The 21,313-nt window shown below is 39.5% G+C and carries 16 protein-coding genes; all 16 read right to left on the minus strand.

Translation table 11 applies throughout. The features are described from left to right. Positions 1 to 202 precede the first annotated feature (202 nt). Positions 203 to 1,342, minus strand: a complete 1,140-nt coding sequence (asd, locus tag H5087_RS13525; RefSeq protein WP_004334779.1) for an aspartate-semialdehyde dehydrogenase — start codon at positions 1,340 to 1,342, stop codon at positions 203 to 205. 203 nt (positions 1,343 to 1,545) lie between these two features. Further along, positions 1,546 to 4,242: a TonB-dependent receptor domain-containing protein gene (locus H5087_RS13530; RefSeq protein WP_182672356.1), complete on the minus strand. Its 2,697-nt coding sequence runs from the start codon at positions 4,240 to 4,242 to the stop codon at positions 1,546 to 1,548. A 64-nt stretch (positions 4,243 to 4,306) separates the two neighbouring features. Beyond that, complete coding sequence (locus tag H5087_RS13535; protein ID WP_182672357.1) at positions 4,307 to 8,395, minus strand: hypothetical protein; 4,089 nt, start codon at positions 8,393 to 8,395, stop codon at positions 4,307 to 4,309. A gap of 296 nt (positions 8,396 to 8,691) precedes the next feature. Further along, positions 8,692 to 10,020: a lipopolysaccharide assembly protein LapB gene (locus H5087_RS13540; RefSeq protein WP_182672358.1), complete on the minus strand. Its 1,329-nt coding sequence runs from the start codon at positions 10,018 to 10,020 to the stop codon at positions 8,692 to 8,694. A 45-nt stretch (positions 10,021 to 10,065) separates the two neighbouring features. Beyond that, positions 10,066 to 10,671, minus strand: a complete 606-nt coding sequence (locus H5087_RS13545) for an energy transducer TonB (RefSeq protein ID WP_024597386.1) — start codon at positions 10,669 to 10,671, stop codon at positions 10,066 to 10,068. Positions 10,672 to 10,683: 12 nt separating this feature from the next. Beyond that, a complete protein-coding gene (locus tag H5087_RS13550; protein WP_004334764.1) occupies positions 10,684 to 11,097 on the minus strand; it encodes a biopolymer transporter ExbD in 414 nt (137 codons plus the stop codon). Positions 11,098 to 11,150: 53 nt separating this feature from the next. Further along, on the minus strand, positions 11,151 to 11,678 hold the full coding sequence (locus H5087_RS13555) for a MotA/TolQ/ExbB proton channel family protein (RefSeq protein WP_182672359.1): 528 nt from the start codon (positions 11,676 to 11,678) through the stop codon (positions 11,151 to 11,153). Positions 11,679 to 11,681: 3 nt separating this feature from the next. Beyond that, the gene (locus H5087_RS13560) at positions 11,682 to 13,049 is read right to left on the minus strand and encodes a MotA/TolQ/ExbB proton channel family protein (protein WP_182672360.1); all 1,368 of its coding nucleotides are present in this window, start codon (positions 13,047 to 13,049) and stop codon (positions 11,682 to 11,684) included. Between the two features lie 10 nt (positions 13,050 to 13,059). Then, complete coding sequence (locus tag H5087_RS13565; RefSeq protein ID WP_004334751.1) at positions 13,060 to 13,812, minus strand: DUF3450 domain-containing protein; 753 nt, start codon at positions 13,810 to 13,812, stop codon at positions 13,060 to 13,062. Positions 13,813 to 14,062: 250 nt separating this feature from the next. Next, positions 14,063 to 14,677: a DsbA family protein gene (locus H5087_RS13570; RefSeq protein ID WP_182672361.1), complete on the minus strand. Its 615-nt coding sequence runs from the start codon at positions 14,675 to 14,677 to the stop codon at positions 14,063 to 14,065. A 13-nt stretch (positions 14,678 to 14,690) separates the two neighbouring features. Continuing rightward, positions 14,691 to 15,773, minus strand: coding sequence for a GGDEF domain-containing protein (locus H5087_RS13575; protein WP_182672362.1), 1,083 nt, complete (start codon positions 15,771 to 15,773; stop codon positions 14,691 to 14,693). 5 nt (positions 15,774 to 15,778) lie between these two features. Then, positions 15,779 to 17,668 carry a methyl-accepting chemotaxis protein gene (locus tag H5087_RS13580; RefSeq protein ID WP_182672363.1) on the minus strand — a complete coding sequence of 630 codons (1,890 nt, stop codon included), beginning with the start codon at positions 17,666 to 17,668 and terminating at the stop codon, positions 15,779 to 15,781. A 257-nt stretch (positions 17,669 to 17,925) separates the two neighbouring features. Next, on the minus strand, positions 17,926 to 19,182 hold the full coding sequence (locus tag H5087_RS13585) for a sugar MFS transporter (protein ID WP_182672364.1): 1,257 nt from the start codon (positions 19,180 to 19,182) through the stop codon (positions 17,926 to 17,928). 88 nt (positions 19,183 to 19,270) lie between these two features. Continuing rightward, positions 19,271 to 20,161: an ABC transporter substrate-binding protein gene (locus tag H5087_RS13590; RefSeq protein ID WP_182672365.1), complete on the minus strand. Its 891-nt coding sequence runs from the start codon at positions 20,159 to 20,161 to the stop codon at positions 19,271 to 19,273. Positions 20,162 to 20,239: 78 nt separating this feature from the next. Continuing rightward, the gene (locus H5087_RS13595; RefSeq protein ID WP_182672366.1) at positions 20,240 to 20,752 is read right to left on the minus strand and encodes an RNA methyltransferase; all 513 of its coding nucleotides are present in this window, start codon (positions 20,750 to 20,752) and stop codon (positions 20,240 to 20,242) included. Next, positions 20,752 to 21,264: a YcgN family cysteine cluster protein gene (locus H5087_RS13600; RefSeq protein ID WP_149592900.1), complete on the minus strand. Its 513-nt coding sequence runs from the start codon at positions 21,262 to 21,264 to the stop codon at positions 20,752 to 20,754. Before H5087_RS13600 ends, H5087_RS13595 begins: the two co-directional genes overlap by 1 nt. Positions 21,265 to 21,313: the final 49 nt, after the last annotated feature.

Consider the following 21,313-nt stretch of genomic DNA (forward strand, 5'->3'; position numbering starts at 1 on the left):
AGCAAATTGCCAACCCCTTTTGTTAATACTGATTATATATTATACCAATTCGCTTAATTAAGTGATCTATTTTGAGGGAAGAAAATCGTGTCGATAAAAAGGCAAAAATTTCTTTATTTAGTTGTTCTATATCAGAAATATTTAACGTAGTTAGCGTCAGATTTAACCCCACAAATTGATTAAGTATTATTGCGAATTGGTATTACTCACCATCAACAATTATGCGTAACATACGACGAAGTGGCTCTGCCGCGCCCCATAAAAGCTGATCGCCTACTGTAAATGCGCTAATGTATTTTGGTCCCATCGCTAATTTACGAATACGCCCAACAGGAATGCTTAAAGTGCCCGTTACTTTAACCGGTGTTAAATCTGTGGCGCTAATTTCACGCTCGTTTGGAATTACCTTAACCCACTCATTATGAGACGCTAAAATTTCTTCAATTTTTTCTACACTAATATCTTCACGTAATTTAATGGTCATCGCTTGTGAATGACAACGCATAGCGCCAATACGTACACATAAACCATCAATAGGCACTGGTTGCTTAGAAGAACCTAAAATTTTATTCGCTTCAACCTGTGCTTTCCACTCTTCTTTAGACTGACCGCTTGGCATAGGTACGTCAATCCACGGGATTAAACTGCCCGCTAATGGCACACCAAATTGATCTTGTGGTAAGTCTTTTGACGCCATTGTTTCACTGACTATTTTATCAATTTCTAAAATAGCAGAACTTGGGTTATCTAATTGCTCGGCAACACTTGCATGAATAGCGCCCATTTGTGCAATAAGCTCTTTCATATTTCGTGCACCAGCACCAGAGGCTGCTTGGTAAGTCATTGGGCTTACCCATTCAATTAGGTCTTGCTCAAATAAACCGCCTAATGCGAGTAGCATTAGCGATACAGTACAGTTACCGCCAACAAACGTTTTAACGCCTTGCTCTAAGCCTTGTTCAATAACATCTTTGTTTACGGGATCTAGCACTATTATGCTGTCCTCACTCATACGCAGTGCTGAAGCTGCATCAATCCAGTAACCATCCCAACCCGACTCGCGTAATTTTGGATATACCGCATTGGTGTAGTCACCGCCTTGGCAAGTAACAATAATATCCATTTTAGCAAGTTCGCTAATGTCACTTGCATCTAGCAATGGTTTTGCGTCGCCTGCAATATCAGGGCCGAGTTGCCCCGCTTGTGAGGTGGTGAAAAAGGTGGTGTCGATATGGGCAAAATCACTTTGCTGCTGCATACGTTCTAATAACACAGAGCCAACCATGCCACGCCAACCGACTAATCCTACTTTTTTCATTGTTTGTTCCACTGTTTGATTCATAAAAGATGCCTTAATACATTAAAAATTAAATTCATTGCGTGAGATTTAATTTTCATTAACGTCAAAATAACACCACCAGCGCGCTAAAACTAGTGAATAAAGTAGAACTTAAATATTTTTCATAGTCATAAAAAAGCCCTGTATTAAATACAGGGCTAATAGGTAATTAGGTTTTATTATATCCCCCTTCCTTGGGTAGAAAATTAAAACTCGTAGCTAAAGCTTAAACTAAACTCAGTGCCTTCTTCTTGACGCCAAAGTGTTAAGTTTTCTTGTTCAATTTCTTTTTCTTGGCCAAGTATATTTTTAACTTTAAAATTAACTTTAGTATTAAAGTTAGGGAAGTAAGAATAAACTAAATCAAGAGAATGAAATGACTTTTCTTCTGCGTCTTCGTTACCACGCGTACCTGGTACGATTATGCGCGGCCCAAACACGTTATAAACAACTGAGGTAGAATGAAAACCATCAGCAGAGTCATAACCCATTTGTAAGTTTGCTACCCATTCAGAATGACCAACTAAACGACGTTTATTATTAGTAACAATGTTAGAAACAGAGTCAGCTTCCAACGCCTCTTTTAGTTGTTGTTCAAATAATGAATCAACCCCATCAGCATCGTTTATGCCAAGCTCAACACTTGAATCCGATAGAGTAACGTTACCTGATAAAAATATGGCAGATAAATCATTATGAATAAAACTAAAGTCAGTTAAAAAATCTACCTCAATACCTGTTAGTTCACCCGACTGCGCATTTGCTGTTAGTAATTGCGGAGCAGCTCCACCAACACCCGCTAACTCAACCATTTCAATTGGGTTTTCAATATCTTTATAAAACAAAGCAACTGATAGATTGTTTCCTGAAGGCATGTACCACTCAAACCTAAAGTCAGCATTTTTTAGCTTAGAGCTTTGAAGTGTAGGCGAGCCTCGCACTAAAAACTCTGTTAGTGGGTCAACATAATAAGTTGAGCTTACATCACGCATATCTGGGCGAATCGTCGTTTCACTTAAGTTTAAGCGAAACTGCATTTCTTCATCCATAATATAAGTAATTGCTAAAGAAGGAAAAAAGTTATCTTCTTTTATTGCAACTTCGCTCACTTCTTCAATTGTTCCATCAAAGAAATTAGTATGAGCCTGAAAAGGCACTGATATTTGAGAAAAGTCTTCCCAACGAATACCACCGGTTATACGCCATGTGTTTTCGTAGAAAAAGTCGGCCATAAAATAATAAGCGTCTAACTTATGTGCAGCGCTGTACTTATCACCATCGGCGGTACCATCATCAAAAATACCAGAGCCTGTAATACTTGTATAAAACTCACTATTAGCTAAATTTTCGTCAGAAAAAATTTGGTCTATGTTTGAGCCAAATGTAAAGTCATCTGTTATACCACGGTGCGTAATACCAAATTGAATATTACTTGCATCACGTTTTTTTTCAGAAAAATCGCCACCCATCTTAAGCTCTAACTCATAGCCATCACCATAAAACGGGATGCCCATATTCCAACCATATGTATCTACGTCATCATGCAAAGTTTGATAATCACGCGTTACGTTTGTTGCAGCAACATCTTGTAACTGCTCTGATTCAAATACACCATCATTTAAGTTAGTTTGAAAAACAACATCCAATGCGCCAGGAGCATCTCTGTTGGCGCGGCTTGTACCGGCATACCAATCAAAAAATAAATTTTCTAATTCAGGAAAGTTATGCGTCCCTTTGAGCTGCGTAGAGAACATTTCACGCTCTTCATACATAACGTCAACACGGCGTAACTCAGTAACACCTTCTTCTGACTCGTTAGCATCGAAAAAGTCACGATTACGCACTCTGTCACTCATATCATGAAGAGCTATATTCGTTAGTTCAAATTTATGGTTATTATTAAATTCATAACCTAAATTTAATGTGCCACTCCAACGAACGGTTTGTTCAGTAGATATGCCATCATAAGTTTGTGCAAAACATTTATCTTCGCAGCCCAAACTACCTAAATTTGTACCGCTTTGCTCTTTAACTACTTCCCATTCATTGTCATAGGAAACAGCGGCTAGAACGCCAAAAGTACCTACTTCAGACTCAAACCTATCACCTAGTGCTACTGAAAAATTCAAGCCTGGATCAACGTCTTTCTCATTAGGTCCAACTTGCCAATCTAGAGATTGTAAGAGCGCTTGACGCTGCTCAAGCGTAGTACTGCTGTCACCTTCAAGTCCTGCATCACTTTTAAGCGCTGTAGAAATTAATGAAGGCAAAGCACGTGTACCATCATCGCGCCCCATCCAATCATCATCACCACCACTGTAAAAATAACCGGTGTCACTGTTAGAGGTGTTATATGAAGTACCTAACTGTATTTTAAACAAAAAATCAGAAGGAATAGATTTGGTGCGTATATTTACATTACCACCACCAAAGTGCGCTGGCATATCAGGAGAAAACGATTTCTGCACACTTAAACTTTCAATAATATCCGATGGAAATAAATCCAGTGGAACAACTGATCGAGTGGGATCTGGGCTTGGAACATACATGCTATTAAGTTGGGTACTTGAATAACGCTCACCCAAACCACGAACATAAATATATTTACCATCGACTAAGGTTAAACCAGTCACACGACGAAGCGCTGAAGCTGCATCGCCATCACCTGTGCGTGATATTTGATCAGCACCCATAATATCAGCAACAAATGCCTGATTTTGACGCTCTTGTAGTACTGCGCCTGCACTACCTTTTAGTCGCTGGCCAACAGCAACTACTTCTTCTATTTCTTGCTCTTCGGCTTCGGCTGCTATAGCTGTGTTTACTGATAGCCCCATAATTGCAGCCATAACTGCGCAATTTAGTTTACATAGAACAAGAGAAGAGGGTTTAAAAGATTTCATTTTTATACTCCGAAACAAAACAAGACATTAGCCGAGCTTTCGCTCGGCTATAATGTGGTTTGGATTAAAGGCCTACCTTAACCCAACCTGCTGTCCAGTCTGTTTGTGCATCCATTGCACCAATGTAATCTACTGAATCAAAGTAACTATCTAGGCTTGAAGAATCAAAACCATTACCTAACAGTAATGACTCAGCCGAAGGCATATATCCGTTATCTGCTAAACCAAGGTCTGTGGCTGCTTGCACAGAGTTACCTGTTTGACCTAAGAACCAAGACTCAACATTACCAGTACCAATAGCTTGTGTACCAAAGTTATTTGCCGTTTCACATGCAACAACTGAGTGAGTAACAGTTAATGTACCATCCTCTGCGCGAGGAGCTGAATCTGAACCTACACGTAAACAATTTGAATAATCTGCCCCGCCTGTCACAACCACGTTTTTAAGCATACCCGCAGTGCCTGCACGTAGACGTATACCGTTAACCCCAACATTACCAATAATAGTAACATTAGAAATTGTAGGCATTGTGAGTGGAGTTGCACTTGAATCAAACTCAGAGTTATCCGCCTCAATTGCATTATCACCTGTTGAGTCAGCTTGCTTGATAAGTACGTATTGCGCTTTACCCGTCCAACCAAATGACCAATCTAGTGAGTCATCACCAATATTAGTTAAAACCAGGTGACTGATGTTTGCAGTACCACCGAAAAATTCAACACCATCGTCCAGGTTTTCATGAACGTGAATGTAATCAAGCTCTGTTTGACTACCAACACCAGCAAGCGTAATGCCGTTTAGCTCATCTCCGTTACCTAGCGTTTTACCTGCTTGTTTAACTGCCACGTATTTTAAAGTACCTGAGTTATCTTCTGGGTCATTACCACCAAATTGGCCAGCGTCACCTTCAGCAGACACACCACAGTTTGCAAGCTCATCAGCGGTAGCTTCGCCTTCTTGATCGCCACACGAGTTAGCCGGTGCATTACCTAAAAGCACTAAACCGCCCCATTGACCAATAGTCGTTTCGCCACCAGTAACATCTTCAATAGACGTCATAGTAATTGGCTGAGTTGCACTGCCCACGGCCTCTATTTTAGAACCACGGCGAACAACTAAGAAGTCATCACCCGATTCACCAATTAATGTTGTACCAAACTGAACATACAGTGTTGTGTTATCTGCGCGGTCATTACCCACAGCTGTACGGCCTTTTAGAATCCAATGTGCATCGTTAGTTAATGTTACGTCTGAAGTGAATACAACATCAGAAGTTAACTGATAAACTGGCTTGTCTGTGATTTCAGGAAAGCTTGCTGATACATCAGTAGCAAAACCCTGCTCTAAGGCGTTTTGAATATCATCAGGAAAACTTGGCGTTATAGCAACTGTCCAACCATCCATCCAGTTATTATCGCCATCAAACGCACCAATATAATCTGTTTTAGTAAAGAACGAATCAAGGTCTGACGAATCAACACCCGAACCTAATAATGGTGAGCTAGATTTAGGTGTAAAGCCATCGGTTGCTAAACTAAGGGCAGCAGCTGTAAGCGTTTGGTTACCTGTTTGGCCTTCAAACCAAGATTGGACGTTACCACCACCAATTGCTTCACTACCAAAGTTATTATCTTCACTACATGCCACTACTGAGTTTTCAATAGAAAGCTCACCAGATTCTGCATTTGCTACAGAGTCAGAACCCACACGTAAACAGTTTGAGTAACCTTCAGGTCCTGTAATTACTACATTACGTAGAACGCCCGCTGTACCTGCACGTAAACGAACACCGTTAGTGCCATCAGCACCTACAATTGTTACGTTAGAAATTAGTGGCTTTGTTAAAGGTGTAGCATTTGAATCAAATTCTGAGTTATCCGCTTCAATAGCGTTATCACCACCAACAGCACTTTGTTGAATATAAATATTTTGCGCACGACCTGTCCAACCAAACGACCAATCAAATGCATCATCACCAATATCAGTAAGTACTATGTTACGAACATTTACAGTACCACCAAAAAACTCAACGCCATCATCAAGGTTTTGATGAACTTGGATATATTCTACTTTTGTTGCAGAGCCTACACCCGCAAACGAAATACCATTAAGCTCATCGCCGTTACCAAGAGTTTTACCTGCGTGCTTAACGACAATATAACGAAGAACACCTGAGTTATCATCGCTAATATCGCCACCAAACTGACCAGCGTCACCTTCAGCTGATACACCACAGTTAGCAAGTTCTTCAGCAGTCGTTTCACCAGTTTGATCGCCACACGAGTTAGCAGGAGCATTACCTAAAAGTACTAAACCGCCCCATTGACCAATTGTTGTTTCAGCGCCTGTTACATCTTCAATAGATGTCATTGTAATAGGTGCAGTTGCATTACCATTGGCATTAATTTGCGAACCACGACGAACAACTAAAAAGTCATCACCTGATTCACCAATTAATGTCGTGCCTGCTTGAACATAAAGTGTTGTAGCGTCAGCACGGTCATTACCTACTGCTGTACGGCCATTTAAAATCCAATGTGCGTCATTTGTAAGTGTTACATCCGCTGTAAACGTTGTATCTTCAGCTAAGCGATATACTGGCTTATCTGTAATTTCTGGAAATTCGCTTGATACGTCTGAGGCTAAACCTTGTGATAGCGCATTATCAATATCAGTAGGGAAGCCACCATTGATACCAACAGTCCAACCTTCCATCCAATTAGTTGAGCCATCAAATGCACCAATTTGAGTATTTGCAATAAGTGGCGAGCCAGCAAGTGGTGTATAACCGTTGTCATCTAGCATTAAATCAGCTGGGGTAAGTGTTTGGTTAGCGTCTTGGCCTTCAAACCAAGATTGTACATCGCCACCGTTAATAACTTCGCTGCCAAAGTTATTCGCTGCAGTTTGACAAGCAACAATAGAGTTTGTAATCGTAAGTGTGCCATCCTCAGCACGAGGTACTGAATCTGAACCTACACGTAAACAGTTTTCATAAGTAGCTGGGCCCGTTACAAATACATTTTTAAGAACCCCAGCAGTACCCGCACGTAAACGAATGCCGTTATTGCCCTCAGCACCCACAATTGTAACGTTTGAAATAGTAGGTAAAGTTAATGGCGTGGCACTTGAATCAAATTCAGAGTTATCAGCTTCAATAGCGTTATCGCCTACGTTAGCCGCTTGCTGAATATAAACGTTTGTGGCTGAGCCCGTCCAACCAAAAGACCAATCTAGCGAATCGTCACCAATATTTGTAAGTACAACATTGCTTACATTAACGGTACCACCAAAAAACTCGATACCATCATCAAGATTTTCATGTACTTGAATATAATCAACCGTAGTTGCAGAGCCAACACCTGCAAACGTAATACCATTTAACTCATCACCATTACCTAACGTTTTACCGGCTTGCTTAACAAGTACATACTTTAAAGTACCTGAATTATCATCACTGATATCGCCACCAAACTGACCTGCATCACCTTCAGCCGACACACCACAATTAGCAAGTTCATCAGCTGTTGCTTCACCTTCTTGGTCGCCGCAAGAATTTGCTGGCGCGTTACCTAATAATACTAAACCGCCCCACTGACCAATCGTTGTTTCTTGAGCTGTAACATCTTGAATTGAGGTCATTGTAATGGGCTGACTTACAGTCCCTACCGATTCAATTTGTGAACCGCGACGAACAACTAGGAAGTCATCTCCTGTTTCGCCAATAATCGTTGTACCTTGCTGAATATAAAGCTTGGCGTTATCTGCGCGATCATTACCAACCGCAGTACGGCCATTTAAGATCCAGTGTGCGTCGTTTGTTAACGATACATCAGTAGTGAACACGGTATCTGCAGCTAAGCGATATACGGGCTTATCTGTAATAGATGTAAACTCACTAGAAACATCAGTTGCTAAACCTTGAGTTAGTGCATTATCAATATCAGTAGGAAAGCCAGTGGTAGCATTTTGTGAATCATCACGTGATAACGTTTCACCACTTGTATCGTCACCGCCTTCAATAACGTTAGTTACTGTATCACCTTCATTAATAGTTGTGTCGCCTTCAGATACTACTAAGTCTCCACCACAACCAGCTAAAGATACTGCAGTTGCAATCAAACTTACTTTGAATAAGTCAGATAATTTCATTGTTCACTCCGTTAAAGTATTTAATTATTTTTTAGGTGCTCAAATAAACTCAAGTCACCATAAAACACTTAAATAATGCTTTAAGGTCACTTGAGTTTAGCTGCGGTTACAATACGGGAGACTTATGACAAAGTAGTTACAGTTTAATAACCATAAGATGACAAAAGTAACTTATTTAAAATCAAACAATTGGATGCTTTTAGAGACGATAAAAACCGCCCTGAGGCGGTTTTAGTGTTGCGATTATGAACTGGTTTTACACGCGTTACTTGTTAATTAGTAAAGCGCTTTAAAATTTACAGTAAAGCTGTTCTAAGTGTTTCTGCATGCACTTTTTCGCGCTTTACATATTTGATCCACTGCTGTGCTAAACGCTGAGATTTTTTATGTTTTTCTGCCTGCTCAAACGCTAAAATTGATGCATCAAAATTTTGCATGTTGTACTGCGCCATACCCAGTGCAACAAATGCATTTGATTCAAAATCAAGACCACCTTTATCAAGTGCTTTACGCGCTGCATCGGCGGCTTCTTCATATTGCTCTGTATTAACAAATACTTCGGCTAAACGTTGATCGTATTTACCGTGTTCAGATAAATCAGCAGCTTTTGCAAAGTAGGTAATAGATTTTTCATCTTCTTTAGCTTGGATCATCGCCTCGGCAACAAAAGCGTAGTTTTTTGCTGTTTTTTCAGCAATATCTTTATCAATGGCATCGCTCATCACTTTTGCAGCTTTAAACGCTAAACCATTATATAAATACACTTGCGCTAATTGGCGTAAATCAGATTTAGAGGTTAAAAATCCTTGCTGGTAAGCCGCTTCAATTACCGCCAACTGTTGTTTCTCCCTACCTGTTTCACCATACATACCCGATAACTGCACCCAATACTCAGGCTTATTATAAAGCTTTACCATGCGCTCAAGCACTTCAACAACTTTGTCAGTTTGATTAAGCGAGTAATACATTGCACGCTGTAGTACTAACCAGTTTTCTTTAGGGGCTTTACCTTCGCTGTCGCTTAAAGCAATCACTTGAGATATGTACTCAAGCCCTTTTTTATAATCTTTTAACTGATAGTATGTTTGAGCTCTTAACAAGTAGTAGCCTTCTGTTTTAGGCTGAGTGTTAATACTGTCCCAGTCATCTAAAAAAGAGATAACTTTAGTGTAATCACTATTAGCCATAGCCAGTTGAGCCAAGCTAAATGTAGTGCTTAAACGAAGTGACTCAGGAATGGCTTCCTCTGCTACCACTTTTTCAAACGAGGCAATCGCTTTTGGTAAGTCGTTTTCGTTGTAATAAATAAACCCGTAAAAGTTATGCATCATTGCCACTTCGTACGAGTTCATGCTTGCAGCTCGCTCTTGAATGCTATCAAGCGCTTCAAGTCCACCTTTAACATCACCATCGTCAGCAAGTTTTTGCGCACGAGCAAGCTGGCTATAAACCTTTTCACGCAGTGCTGGTACACGTTTCGTTTTTTGTTCTTGCTCTGCATGTGCCGTAGCTACATTTAGCCCTGGAATTAGGCTTAGAGCACTTGGTGCAACAATACTTGTACTGATCGCAGCGGTACAAAATAGTGTTAACTTTAAAAGTTTAGCTGTAGGTAGTAATTTCATAATCGCCTCGCATTTCTGTCCGTTTACTCGTGGTTAATTACTAAATTAACCGCTAATTTGGAAAGATATTTTGTTCTGAACACCCGCAACTTCAACGGCTTCACCGTTTACTACGCGCGGTTTATATTTAAATTTAAGGGCTGCATCCATCGCAGCTCTATCAAAAAGTGACTCAGGCTCTGCTTTTACTACTTGTGGGTCGCGTACAGTGCCTTGTTTAGTTACTGTAAACTCAACAATAACGTAGCCTTCTATGCCACGAGATAACGCACGGCGCGGATAAACAGGGGCCACCTTTACAATCGGTAAGTATTCACCATCACTTGTTTCAAGTGCTAACCCGCCGGCTAAATTTACATCCGCATCTACATTGGCACCAAAGTCAAAGTTGTTAGCATTTGCTGTAGCATCACTATTTTGCATTTGCGGTGATTCCATTGGTGGTGGCGGCTCTTTTGGTGTTGGTGGCTTTTGTGGCTTGCGCTCTTTTTTTTGTACGGTTTCTTCTTTTTTCAAGCGAACAAAATCAAGTACGTTACCCTTAACCGGATCCGTCATAGCGCCTTCACCGCCAGTGATCAGTGCCTGCATGCCTAAAAACAACATAAAGGTCACTACACCGGCTATCACTAATGCAACTAAATATCGCAACATAACTAGCCCTTAAGACGCATCTTGTGCGGCAATTGATACATCAAATGCGCCCGCCGCGCGCGAGGCATCCATCACCTTAATTAACATTTCGGTAGTGGCTTTTTTATCCGCTTGAATCACAACGCTACCTTGTGGATTTTCTGCTTTTAAACGCTCGATATTGGCTTGTACTGCGCGTACATCAATTTGACGTTTATTAATCCATATCTCGCCTGTATCAGAAATAGCCACTAAAATATTAGCACGCTCTTTTTTAACAGCTGTTGCGGCTTCTGGGCGGTTTACATCAATACCGGCTTCTTTAACAAAAGAAGCAGTTACAATAAAGAAAATAAGCATGATAAATACAACGTCTAGCATTGGGGTCATGTTTATTTCTTCAGCTTCGTCTTCTTGAAATAGGTTTCCTAACGGGGCTCTCATTTTTATTCTCCTAGGATGAGCGGCTTTATAAGAGCCGCTTATCAAAATTTTGCTTAATGGTCTAAAACCATGCTGTCTTGTAGTAGTTCTACTTCGCGCTTAGCTTTTCGTTGTAAGTACGTTGAGGCAAATACCCCAGATAACGCACCTACCATACCTGCCATTGTCGGGATAGTTGCTTTAGATACCCCTGATGCCATTGAGCGGGCACTACCTGTGCCGGTAATTGCCATTACATCAAACACTTCTATCATGCCTGTTACCGTGCCTAACAAACCAAGTAGCGGGCACAAAGCAACCATCACGTTAATTAAAGAAAGATTGGTGTTTAAGCGCATACCAGCTCGCGATATCATCGCTTCGCGTATTTGCTCTGCATTCCAGCTATCTCGTTCTGCACGGTTAATCCAAGTGGCTTTAAGAGCGTGTTTATAGCTTCTAAAACCATTAAAAAAGTAAATAAATCGCTCGAGTATCAATAACCACATCGCGAAGATTAACACCCCGATGACCAAGAGAACTTGGCCACCAGTGTCGAGAAAATCACGGATAGCATTGATTGAATCAATCAATAGCACCATGGTTTATGCTCCCTTCTCGCTTCGCTCTGCAATAATACCGGCGCTCTGCTCTTGGATAGTTAACAAGATATTTTTAGCGCGCGTATTAAGTAAGGTGTATAAAAATACCGTTGGTATGGCGACCACTAAGCCCAATACCGTTGTTACTAGTGCTTGAGAAATACCACCTGCCATTAATTTAGGGTCGCCGGTACCAAATAAGGTGATTGCTTGGAATGTATTGATCATGCCTGTTACCGTACCTAATAAACCTAGTAGCGGCGCAACAACAGAGATGATTTTGATAAGTGTTAAATTACGCGTCACTTTTGGCATTTCACGTAAAATAGCTTCACTTAATTTAAGCTCCAGTGTGTCGTGTGAAACACTTGGAAATTGATCTTTTACTTTCATTACGCGTCCAAGCGGATTGTCATCACGTGCAACTGTATCTTTAAGCTGGCGACGAATTTTACCGCCCATAATCAATAGTGAGAAAAAACGCTCAAGTGATATAAGAAGTGCAATAACACCCACGCCTAAAATCACATAACCCACTGTGCCACCTTGATGAACACGTTCTTGTGTATCAGGTGCTTGTACTAATAAACCAAGAATAGAGCCGCCTGTTGGGTCAAGTGCGAATTGCACCACGCCACTTTTAGTGCTTTGTAGCTCTTCTGCTGTTGCAGTAAAGCGCGATACAGGTTGGCGAGTTAATTCACTCAAAGAATTAGTCGAGGAGTTAAACTCTAAATACTTACCGTTTGATATAAGGTTAAATGCGCCCACTCGCACAACTTCTTGCTGTGCTTTAGTACCGCCTTCAACAATAACACTTGCGTTAAAACGACTTACTTTGCCTTGCTCGGTCATTTCGCGTTGTAATTCAAACCATACTTTTTCAATATCTTCTATTGAAGCAAGTTTTGAAGTTGAACCCATCTTTTGAGCAAGGTCATCCATAAACATACTGCGCCCAGCAATCTGAGCAGATACTATTGATGTCGCAAACTTATTACTAGAATCCCCTGCAACTTGTTGAAGAACGCCAAACAACTCTTTAAGCGAACCCATGCGTTTAGAAAGCGTGTCTGTTAAGTTAGCAAGTTTTACTTCGTTTTCTTCAAATTGCGTTTCTAGACGTTCAGATTCCACCAGCATTTGATTGCGCTTTGCTTGGGTATTTTTAAGCATTTGTACTTGCTCATTTTGGCGAGCCGCAAACTCTTGTTCACGTTGTTTATTTTGCTCGCTTTGAGCTGATTTACCATTTTCGAGCGTTTTAAGTAATGAATCTAAGTTCATTGGCTCTGCCGCTATACTTGCACCAGTAATGCTTAGGCTTGCAGCAAAAAGAGCTATTTTTGTCATTTGATTAAACAATTTCATTTTCAACCTCTTATTCTGCTGCATGTACTGGCAGAGTTAACATATCTGGGGCAAGTTGTTTACGCGCAATGCGTAAACCTTTATTAATTTGGCTTATTGTAGAGTCTGGTAATGCTTCAAATGATTTTGTGTCTGCATTCCAACTACCTGCTTTTTTGCCATCGCGTGTTAAGTAAATAAGCTCTAAACGGCCAATGCGTAAAAAATCAACTTCACGCTCTTTGTCATCCACATTTAAAAGTGCGGTATAAGCTTCAATAGTGCGCCCGTAGTCAACTTCTACTTGATACGCTTCAAGTACACGGCGGAATTTTTCACTTGAGTTAATATCAGCACGATTCATCATTTCTTTTAAAGACGTAACGCGCTTTGTGCGCTCATCAGCTAAAAATGGAATATCTAAAGATACAAACTGCTCAAGACCTTCAATCATTCTAAGCATTAGCGGCGTAATTTGACGTTCAATAATAGAAACCTGATCCATTGACAGGTTTAAAGATTCCATCTCTTCTATTTGATTATTTAATTGTTTAGTTAGCTGGGCGTTGTATACAGCTAAACCATCAATCTCTTTATTGAGGGTTTTAAATTGCTGTAAACGTCCTTGCATTGAATCTGCAATCTTGTCTATTTTTGTTTGTGATTGCGCAGCTGATTTATTAATTTCACTGCTTTTATCAATAACCTTATCTAAATCGTTTGCGTGTACTGCTGCACTTGCGGCCACAATACCAGCTAAGATTAATGGTTTAACGCCTTTCATCGCATACACCTTTACTCGTTAGTTAGCGGATTTGCTAGTTTGTTTTTTAGGTCATAAACTTTGTTATATAAATAATTTATGACTTAATAATTCAATGAGCAGGAGTTTATAGATGAAACATGACAAGGATGTTGCGCAAAAAAGTCGCTTTTATGACAGTGGTAACAATTAAGACTTACGAGGAGGTTTTAACGCCAATAAGGGTACTTGCTGGCCAAATACCCCCTATTAATAAGATACAAGAAGGTGGTTAGTCCAAAATTGAATTAATTTGATTAAGAGAATAGTGCCAATCGGTATAATTAATTTCTATAGGGTAAACTTTATTATCTTTAATAAGCACTAGTGAGGGAAAACCTTGAATTGGTAAAGTGCGAACAAAGGATAACTCCGCTTTGAGCTCCTCATTAAGCTCGCTTGACGCTAGCTGCTCCGAAAACTCATCTTTATTTAAGCCAATTTTTTCAGCCAAACTAATTAATGTACTTTCATCAGACGGGTTTTGTGCGTTTAGATAATAAGCGTATTGAATAGCTGCCACCATTTGAGCTTCTTTACCCGCTTTACGCGCTATAAGTGCAGCTCTGCATGCGGGATACGTTGAACGCCTTGGCTGGCAGTTGCGCCAAAAATCATAATTAAATTGCGTACCTAACTGCGCAGAAATTTTATGCCAAGTCCCCTCAAGCATCTCTTTCATATTTTGTGGCATTGGGTCTTGGCTATCGGGTGCTAGGCCACCTACTTTATATTCTATTGCCACTTTACCAGCAAGCTCTGATTTTAGCTTAAGCCAGGTTGGTGAGTAACCCCAACACCAACTACACATTGGGTCATAGACATATATTAACTTACTTTGAGACATATTAATCCTTCAACTAGTTTGAGACGACTCTATTGCGACCAGCAGCCTTTGCACTATAAAGAGCTTCATCAGCTTGCTTTAACGAATCATCATAATCAGTTACTTTATTTACTTGGGAAATACCAATGCTACAGGTGATTGAAATACGCTGCTTGTCATCAGTAAATATAACATGCCCTGCCACGGCTTCTCGAAATTTGTTCGCAATTACAGAGGCTGCAGAGGCAGTGAGCTGCGGTAAAATAACAACAAATTCCTCACCGCCATAACGGGCCTTTAACGCAGTTGCCAAAAACTGAGACTCAAGAAGTTTGGTAAATTCTATCAATACCGTATCACCAAAATCGTGGCCATGCGTATCGTTTAAAGATTTAAAATTATCTAAATCAATTAACAAAATTGAAAAAGGTAAGTACTGCTCTGGGCGTGTTTGAGCAAGCTTTAAAAAATGAGAGGTAATAAAACGCCTATTTGCTATGCCAGTAAGGGGGTCAGTATAAGCATCTTGTTTTTGCTCTAGCGTAATATCGGCAATAGCCATGTGGCTTTTATGCCTAAAATACTCACCAATAAATGAGAATAAAAACACCATAGAAAAGGACGCTATAAAACGTGTTTTTTCTACGTTGCCATAGCTAACTTGACCAAAGTCAGGGCCGTATAAAATAACAATACAAGAAAACAGTAAGGTACAGCCTAACCAAGCACCTAATCTAACCCCTAAAGATGCAAACGTTACGACAGGATAAAACATTAGCCAATATAGCGCGGTATTATCTTTACCGCCGGTATAAACAAGTGCAACAAACATCATGCACACAATGCTCACACTTATTAATGCCACAACTTGCAGGTTACCCGTTTTTATAAAGTAGATAGAACAGCCTATATTTGTAATGTTAACGATAATTAATGAAGCGGTTAGTAGTGGCGAATAAAGCTTATAATTAAAAAACACTAATACTGCGATCAACACAATTGAAATCCCAATCATGGTAAATAAAGAAAACGCTTTGCGTTGCATGTCTGAGCTATAAACACTGTCGATATTTATTAGACTGAGCCAATTTGGTTTATTCACATTTTTTTTAGTCATTAATTTTATACTTTAAACTTTTGAACCATATTTTCTAAAGCACTAAACTGTTGTTTTAGTTTGGTACATTCGTCAAGCGTGTCATTTAAGTTGGCCTTGCCTTGTATACAAAGCGAATTAATTGTTTGAATATCTGTATCTAATAACTTAACAACTTGGTTTTGCTCATCTGTTGCAGTGGCCACAGAGTGATTTGCATCGTTAATTTGTTGAATCGCTTGTATAACATGGCTCATTAAATTGCCAACAGCATCGGCTTGTTGCACGCTTTTTTCACTGCCTTCAAGACTTGTTTTCATAAGCTCTACAGCAAGGTTTGAGCCTTTTTGCAACTGACTAACCGTGTCTTCAATCTCTTGCGTTGACTGTTGAGTGCGGTGCGCTAATTGGCGAACTTCATCTGCTACAACGGCAAAACCGCGTCCCGCCTCTCCTGCTCTAGCGGCCTCAATTGCGGCATTAAGTGCCAATAAATTAGTCTGCTCGCTTACACCTTTAATAACTTCAAGCACTTGGCCAATACTGGCTGTATGCGTATTTAAACTGTTTATAGTTTGCTGAGCTTTTTCCATATTACCCGAGAGCTGGTGGATAGTTGCAACACTGTGGCTTAATGCTTCTTGGTTTTGTGTTGAATGTTCATCTGCATTTTTAGCAAGCTGCGATGCACTCTCTGCATTACTTGAAATATCCATTGATGTGGCAGAAAACTGGTTGATAGCCGCTGCAACACTATCGGTTCGTTTACTTTGATCATCATACATAGACAGCGAAGAATGTGTTTGTGATACCAAGCTTTCAATAGCTGTATCTAATTGCTTTGTAGACTCTTTTACTTGCTCTATTGAATGCTGAATTTTTTCGATGAAAATATTAAATGAATAGCTTAAATCGCCAAATTCATCGTCGTTTTCAACGGTTAAACGCCTTGTTAAATCGCCCTCACCTTGTGCTATATCTTTAATAGCATCGTTTAAACGATTCATTGGCTGCATTAAATAGCGTAATAAAATCTGCATCATAATTATAATAGTGATAATTCCTATCACCATAAAAACAGCTGCAGTTTGGCCAAAATTAGAGACACTGGCATACGCTTTATCTTTGTCTATAACAACACCTAGGTACCAATCTACGTTTTCAATACCACTAATTTTTGTAAACGAAATAAGCTTAGACTCTCCGTTTATCTCGTACTGGGTAAACTCACTTTGTAAAGGCGTATTAGTGCCAAAGATGTCTGATGTATTTTTTAAGTTTAACTGAGCATTTGGATGGCTTAACACTTGGCCTTTGCTGTCGAGTAAAAAACCATAACCGAGTCCTAAAAAGTCAATATCGTTGATAATTTTTGTCACGGTCTGCATATCAATATCGGCACCTGCAACGCCGCTAAATTGGCCATTTTGGAGTATGGGTACTACCGCTGAAATTGTAAGCTCGTTAGTTGTCACATCAATATAGGGAGTTGTAAATGCGGTATTTGATTTGTTTTCGACTAATTTATACCAAGGGCGAGAAGTCGCATCAAAATCTGGAGGTAATACAACTGATTGATCGTTTAATATAAACGTGCCGCTGGATTTACCTATATACGTATTTTTAAAGCTTCCGGCAAGCTCTGCAGTATTTAATTGTGAAAGGGTGAGTGCTTTAGAATCATTAGCTTTATGGGTTTTAGCAATTGATATAACAATCGCCAACTTTGCATTTAACCAACTCGCTATATTTTGTGAAACAGATTCGGAATTTTGTTGTAATACTAGGCTTAACTGCTGCTCGGTTTGCTTGCGCATCGCAATGTAGTTATTAAAAGTAAATAACCCTAGCACCAAAACCAAAATTAAAGAGGCTGCAATAGTCACTTTGGAAGTAAATTTCAACGAGTTAAGCATATACATCCTTTTTATTATTTATCGTTATTAGCCTTACTGTTTTAGCAAAAATTTAGCTAAATGTCCTAGTAAAAGAGACTTACAGTTAGGTTATTGATGAAAAATAAGAATAAAGGATTGTAAAAAAAATAGGCTTTGGTGGGTAACTGGCTAATATTAAAATAATTAATGACTAGATTTATTATTTATGGAACGTTCCCATTAACTGTAGCTTTATAAGTGACTGAATACGTATTCAGTCACTCTTGTATAGTCTGTTATTTCCACTTATTTGCTAAGCGAACAACATTTAAACCGTACCATGCAATAAATACATAACATAACATTGGAACAAAAAAGCTTTGCTGTATATTTACTGTATCAGCTATAAACCCTTGTAGTAATGGTACAAGTGCACCACCAACAATTGCTAAACATAACCAACCAGAACCTTTGCTCGTCAATGATCCTAGTCGCTCGATTGCAACTGAAAATATAGTCGGGAACATAATTGAGTTAAATAAACCAATTGCCAATACTGAGTATAAAGCGACGTCACCTTGAGTAAAAATAGTGATCAATAATAGCGCAATAATACTAAATGCATTAAACGCTATAGCTTTAGAAGGTGCAATCTTTTGTAATAATACAGAGCCAATAAAACGCCCTACCATTGCCCCGCCCCAGTAATAACTAATAAGTGCAGCCGCAGTATGCTCTTCAAGTCCTGCTATGTGCGCCTCACCAAAGTAGTTAACTAAAAAGCTGCCAATGGCAACCTCCCCACCTACATAACAAAATATAGCAAGTACACCCATAGTTAAGTGCGGTGCTTGCATTAACGAACGAGATTCAATTGCTGTATTATTTTCCTCTTTGTGGGCTTCAATATCTGGAAGCTTTATAAAGACAAATACAATAGCGATAAGTAATAAAGCGCCAGCAAGCATTAAATAAGGCACTTTTACAGATTCAGCAGTTGCTGCAGATGCAGCTAAACTACCTGCCGTACCGAAAAATAATAAACCACCAACATAAGGCCCAACGGTAGTACCAAGCGCATTAAGTGCTTGTGCTAAATTTAGACGAGAAGAAGCTGTTTTTTCGCTGCCAAGAGCAGCAACATAAGGGTTAGCAGAAACCTGAAGTACTGTTACGCCTGCAGCAAGTACAAATAAAGCGCCTAAAAATAGCCAATATTCATGTACTACAACAGCAGGGTAAAACAACATACACCCCATTGAAGCCACAATTAAACCAGTTAAAATCCCTTTTTTGTAACCAAATTGCTTAACTAAAAGCCCCGCCGGAATAGAAACAATAAAGTAAGCCCCAAAAAAGCAAAACTGTACTAGCATCGCTTCAAAAAAGCTCAAATCAAATACGCCTTTTAAGCGTGGTATTAGTACATCGTTTAAAACAGTAATAAAACCCCATAAAAAAAATAGGGTCGTCATTGCAGTCAGTGGAAACAGATAATTTTTATTTGGCTGTTCGTTGACCGCAAATGATTGGTTTGTATTTATTTCACTCACGTCGTTTTCACTCCATTAACAAGTTGAAAACGATTTTACATGTTTAAATATAAATTAGTCAGCGCACTTATGGAACGTTCCAGCAATGTTATTCACATTGCGTGTTGGTCGCACTAATAATTCGGTCTATTTCGCCACTGTTATTAAACTGATAAAGCCCTTCGTTTATATCCTCTAATACTAAAAGCCAGTTATGCGCACGCTTACTAATGGCAAAATATAACGAGTTATATTGCAAAGGAATGCTTTCTTGCTCAATGGAAGAAAGCAAAGACTGTTTTTCAGGTTTAGTTAAAGAGGAGTAAGCCACAGATGATTTCAAAGCTTGAGGATCGCCTATAACCAAATCAACACGCTTAGCAGTCAGTAGCTTAACAAGCTGTAAATCATCAACAGAGGTGATAACTTCAAACTCGCCATTGTCCATCATGGCATCAAACTCTGGCGTATTTTGATACCCTCGAACAACACCAATCTTAAGCCCTTTGAGCGAGTTCAAGTTTCCTGTGAAATGGTCTGTATCGACTTTCCTTTTTAAAAAAGCAATTTTGCCACCTTTAAAGGAATTAGATAAGCCGAGTAATTCTCGACGTGTTTTACCATCAACATAATCGGAGGGGGCTGTATCTTCTATAAAGTATTCAGGCATTAGTATGTCAGCCCTGCCTAGTTCTACATTTCGTACCGCTCTTGCCCAAGGCAGAAATTCAATATATACGCTGTAGCCCTTACTATTTAACAAGGCAATTGAAAATTGATAAACCCAGCCTTTATTACATACATTATTACCAATATAGGGAGGCCAATCGAGTGTGGCTAGATGAAGTGTTTGTTTGGAGTTTTTAGCTTCATAGAGCACCCCTGATTTATGGGAATGCCCAGTTAAGGTGTGTTGAGTACCATTTTGAAAATACTCAACCGATGTTTCAGCAAAACTATTACTAGTTGTTAGCAATAATATAAAATAAAACCAGCGCATTTTAGTATCTATTTGTGATTAATAGTGTTTTTAAGTTTAGCTACTACTATCACTTTTGCACAAATAAACCTTAACTAATCAGCTTTTTTGCCACCTCATTTTATTGTTTGTATCACGAGAGCTAATAATAGTATCGTCACTACTCTCAACGCCGCCTAATTTAGCTAAGCGGTCATACAAAACTACATTACAGGTTGCCGCTAAGTTCATGCAGCCAATAGTTGGAATATATACCACTTCATCACACCACTTTAAAACGTCTTTTGGTACAGAGCCATCTTCGGGGCCAAATACATAAAATGCATTTTCAGGATGCTTAAACTCAGGAAGTGGCGTTGCCCCTTCAATAAGCTCAATGACAACAACGGTAGCACCCTCTGGTTTTACCGCTTCTAAACTATCAGTTTCGGTTAAAGGGATACGCTCAAGTGCGTTCTTAGTATCGGTATGAAATTTTTTGGCATTTAAGTAACGATTACCGGTAAAAAACACTTGTTTGGCGTCATAACAGCCTGCTGCACGCAATACACCGCCAACATTTGTCGGGCTTTTAGGATTGATTAAACCAATTACGGCTTGTTGTTTACTCATTAATCTACGTCCTTTGTTGGCCATTCTGCAATGTACAAATCAAAGTCGTCGAGCTTTACATCGCAATCTTTTACTGTTTTGTCTTTTACAGAAATACCTAGCTCATGCATCTTTGTTTTATCGCCACTATTTAATAATGGGTGCCAAGAAGCCAAACCACGACCTTCATGTAAACGACGGTAACTGCAGCTTTGTGGCATAAAAAAGATGTCTTTAAGGTTTTCTTTTGTGAGTTTTACACAAGAAGGAACAAGCGTTTGGCGGTTTTCGTACTCGCTACAACCACAGGTGTTGTTATCGAGATACTGACATACAATATTAGTAAATATTAATTGCTCACCTTCGCGTAACTGATCGGTGGCGGTAAATTCGTCTTCATCTTCGCTATCAATAAACGTATTTAAACAACATTTTCCGCATCCATCACAAATGGCTTCCCATTCGTTTTGACTCATGTCGCTTAAGCTTTTTTTAAGCCAAAATTGTGTATTTGCTAATTGTTGATCAAACATAGTTTTCTCGTGCCCCCTAAAGAGCGCGCATTCTACCGTATTGCTGTAA

Source organism: Pseudoalteromonas sp. SR43-7 (genome assembly GCF_014163785.1).
In the GTDB taxonomy this organism is placed as follows: domain Bacteria; phylum Pseudomonadota; class Gammaproteobacteria; order Enterobacterales; family Alteromonadaceae; genus Pseudoalteromonas; species Pseudoalteromonas distincta.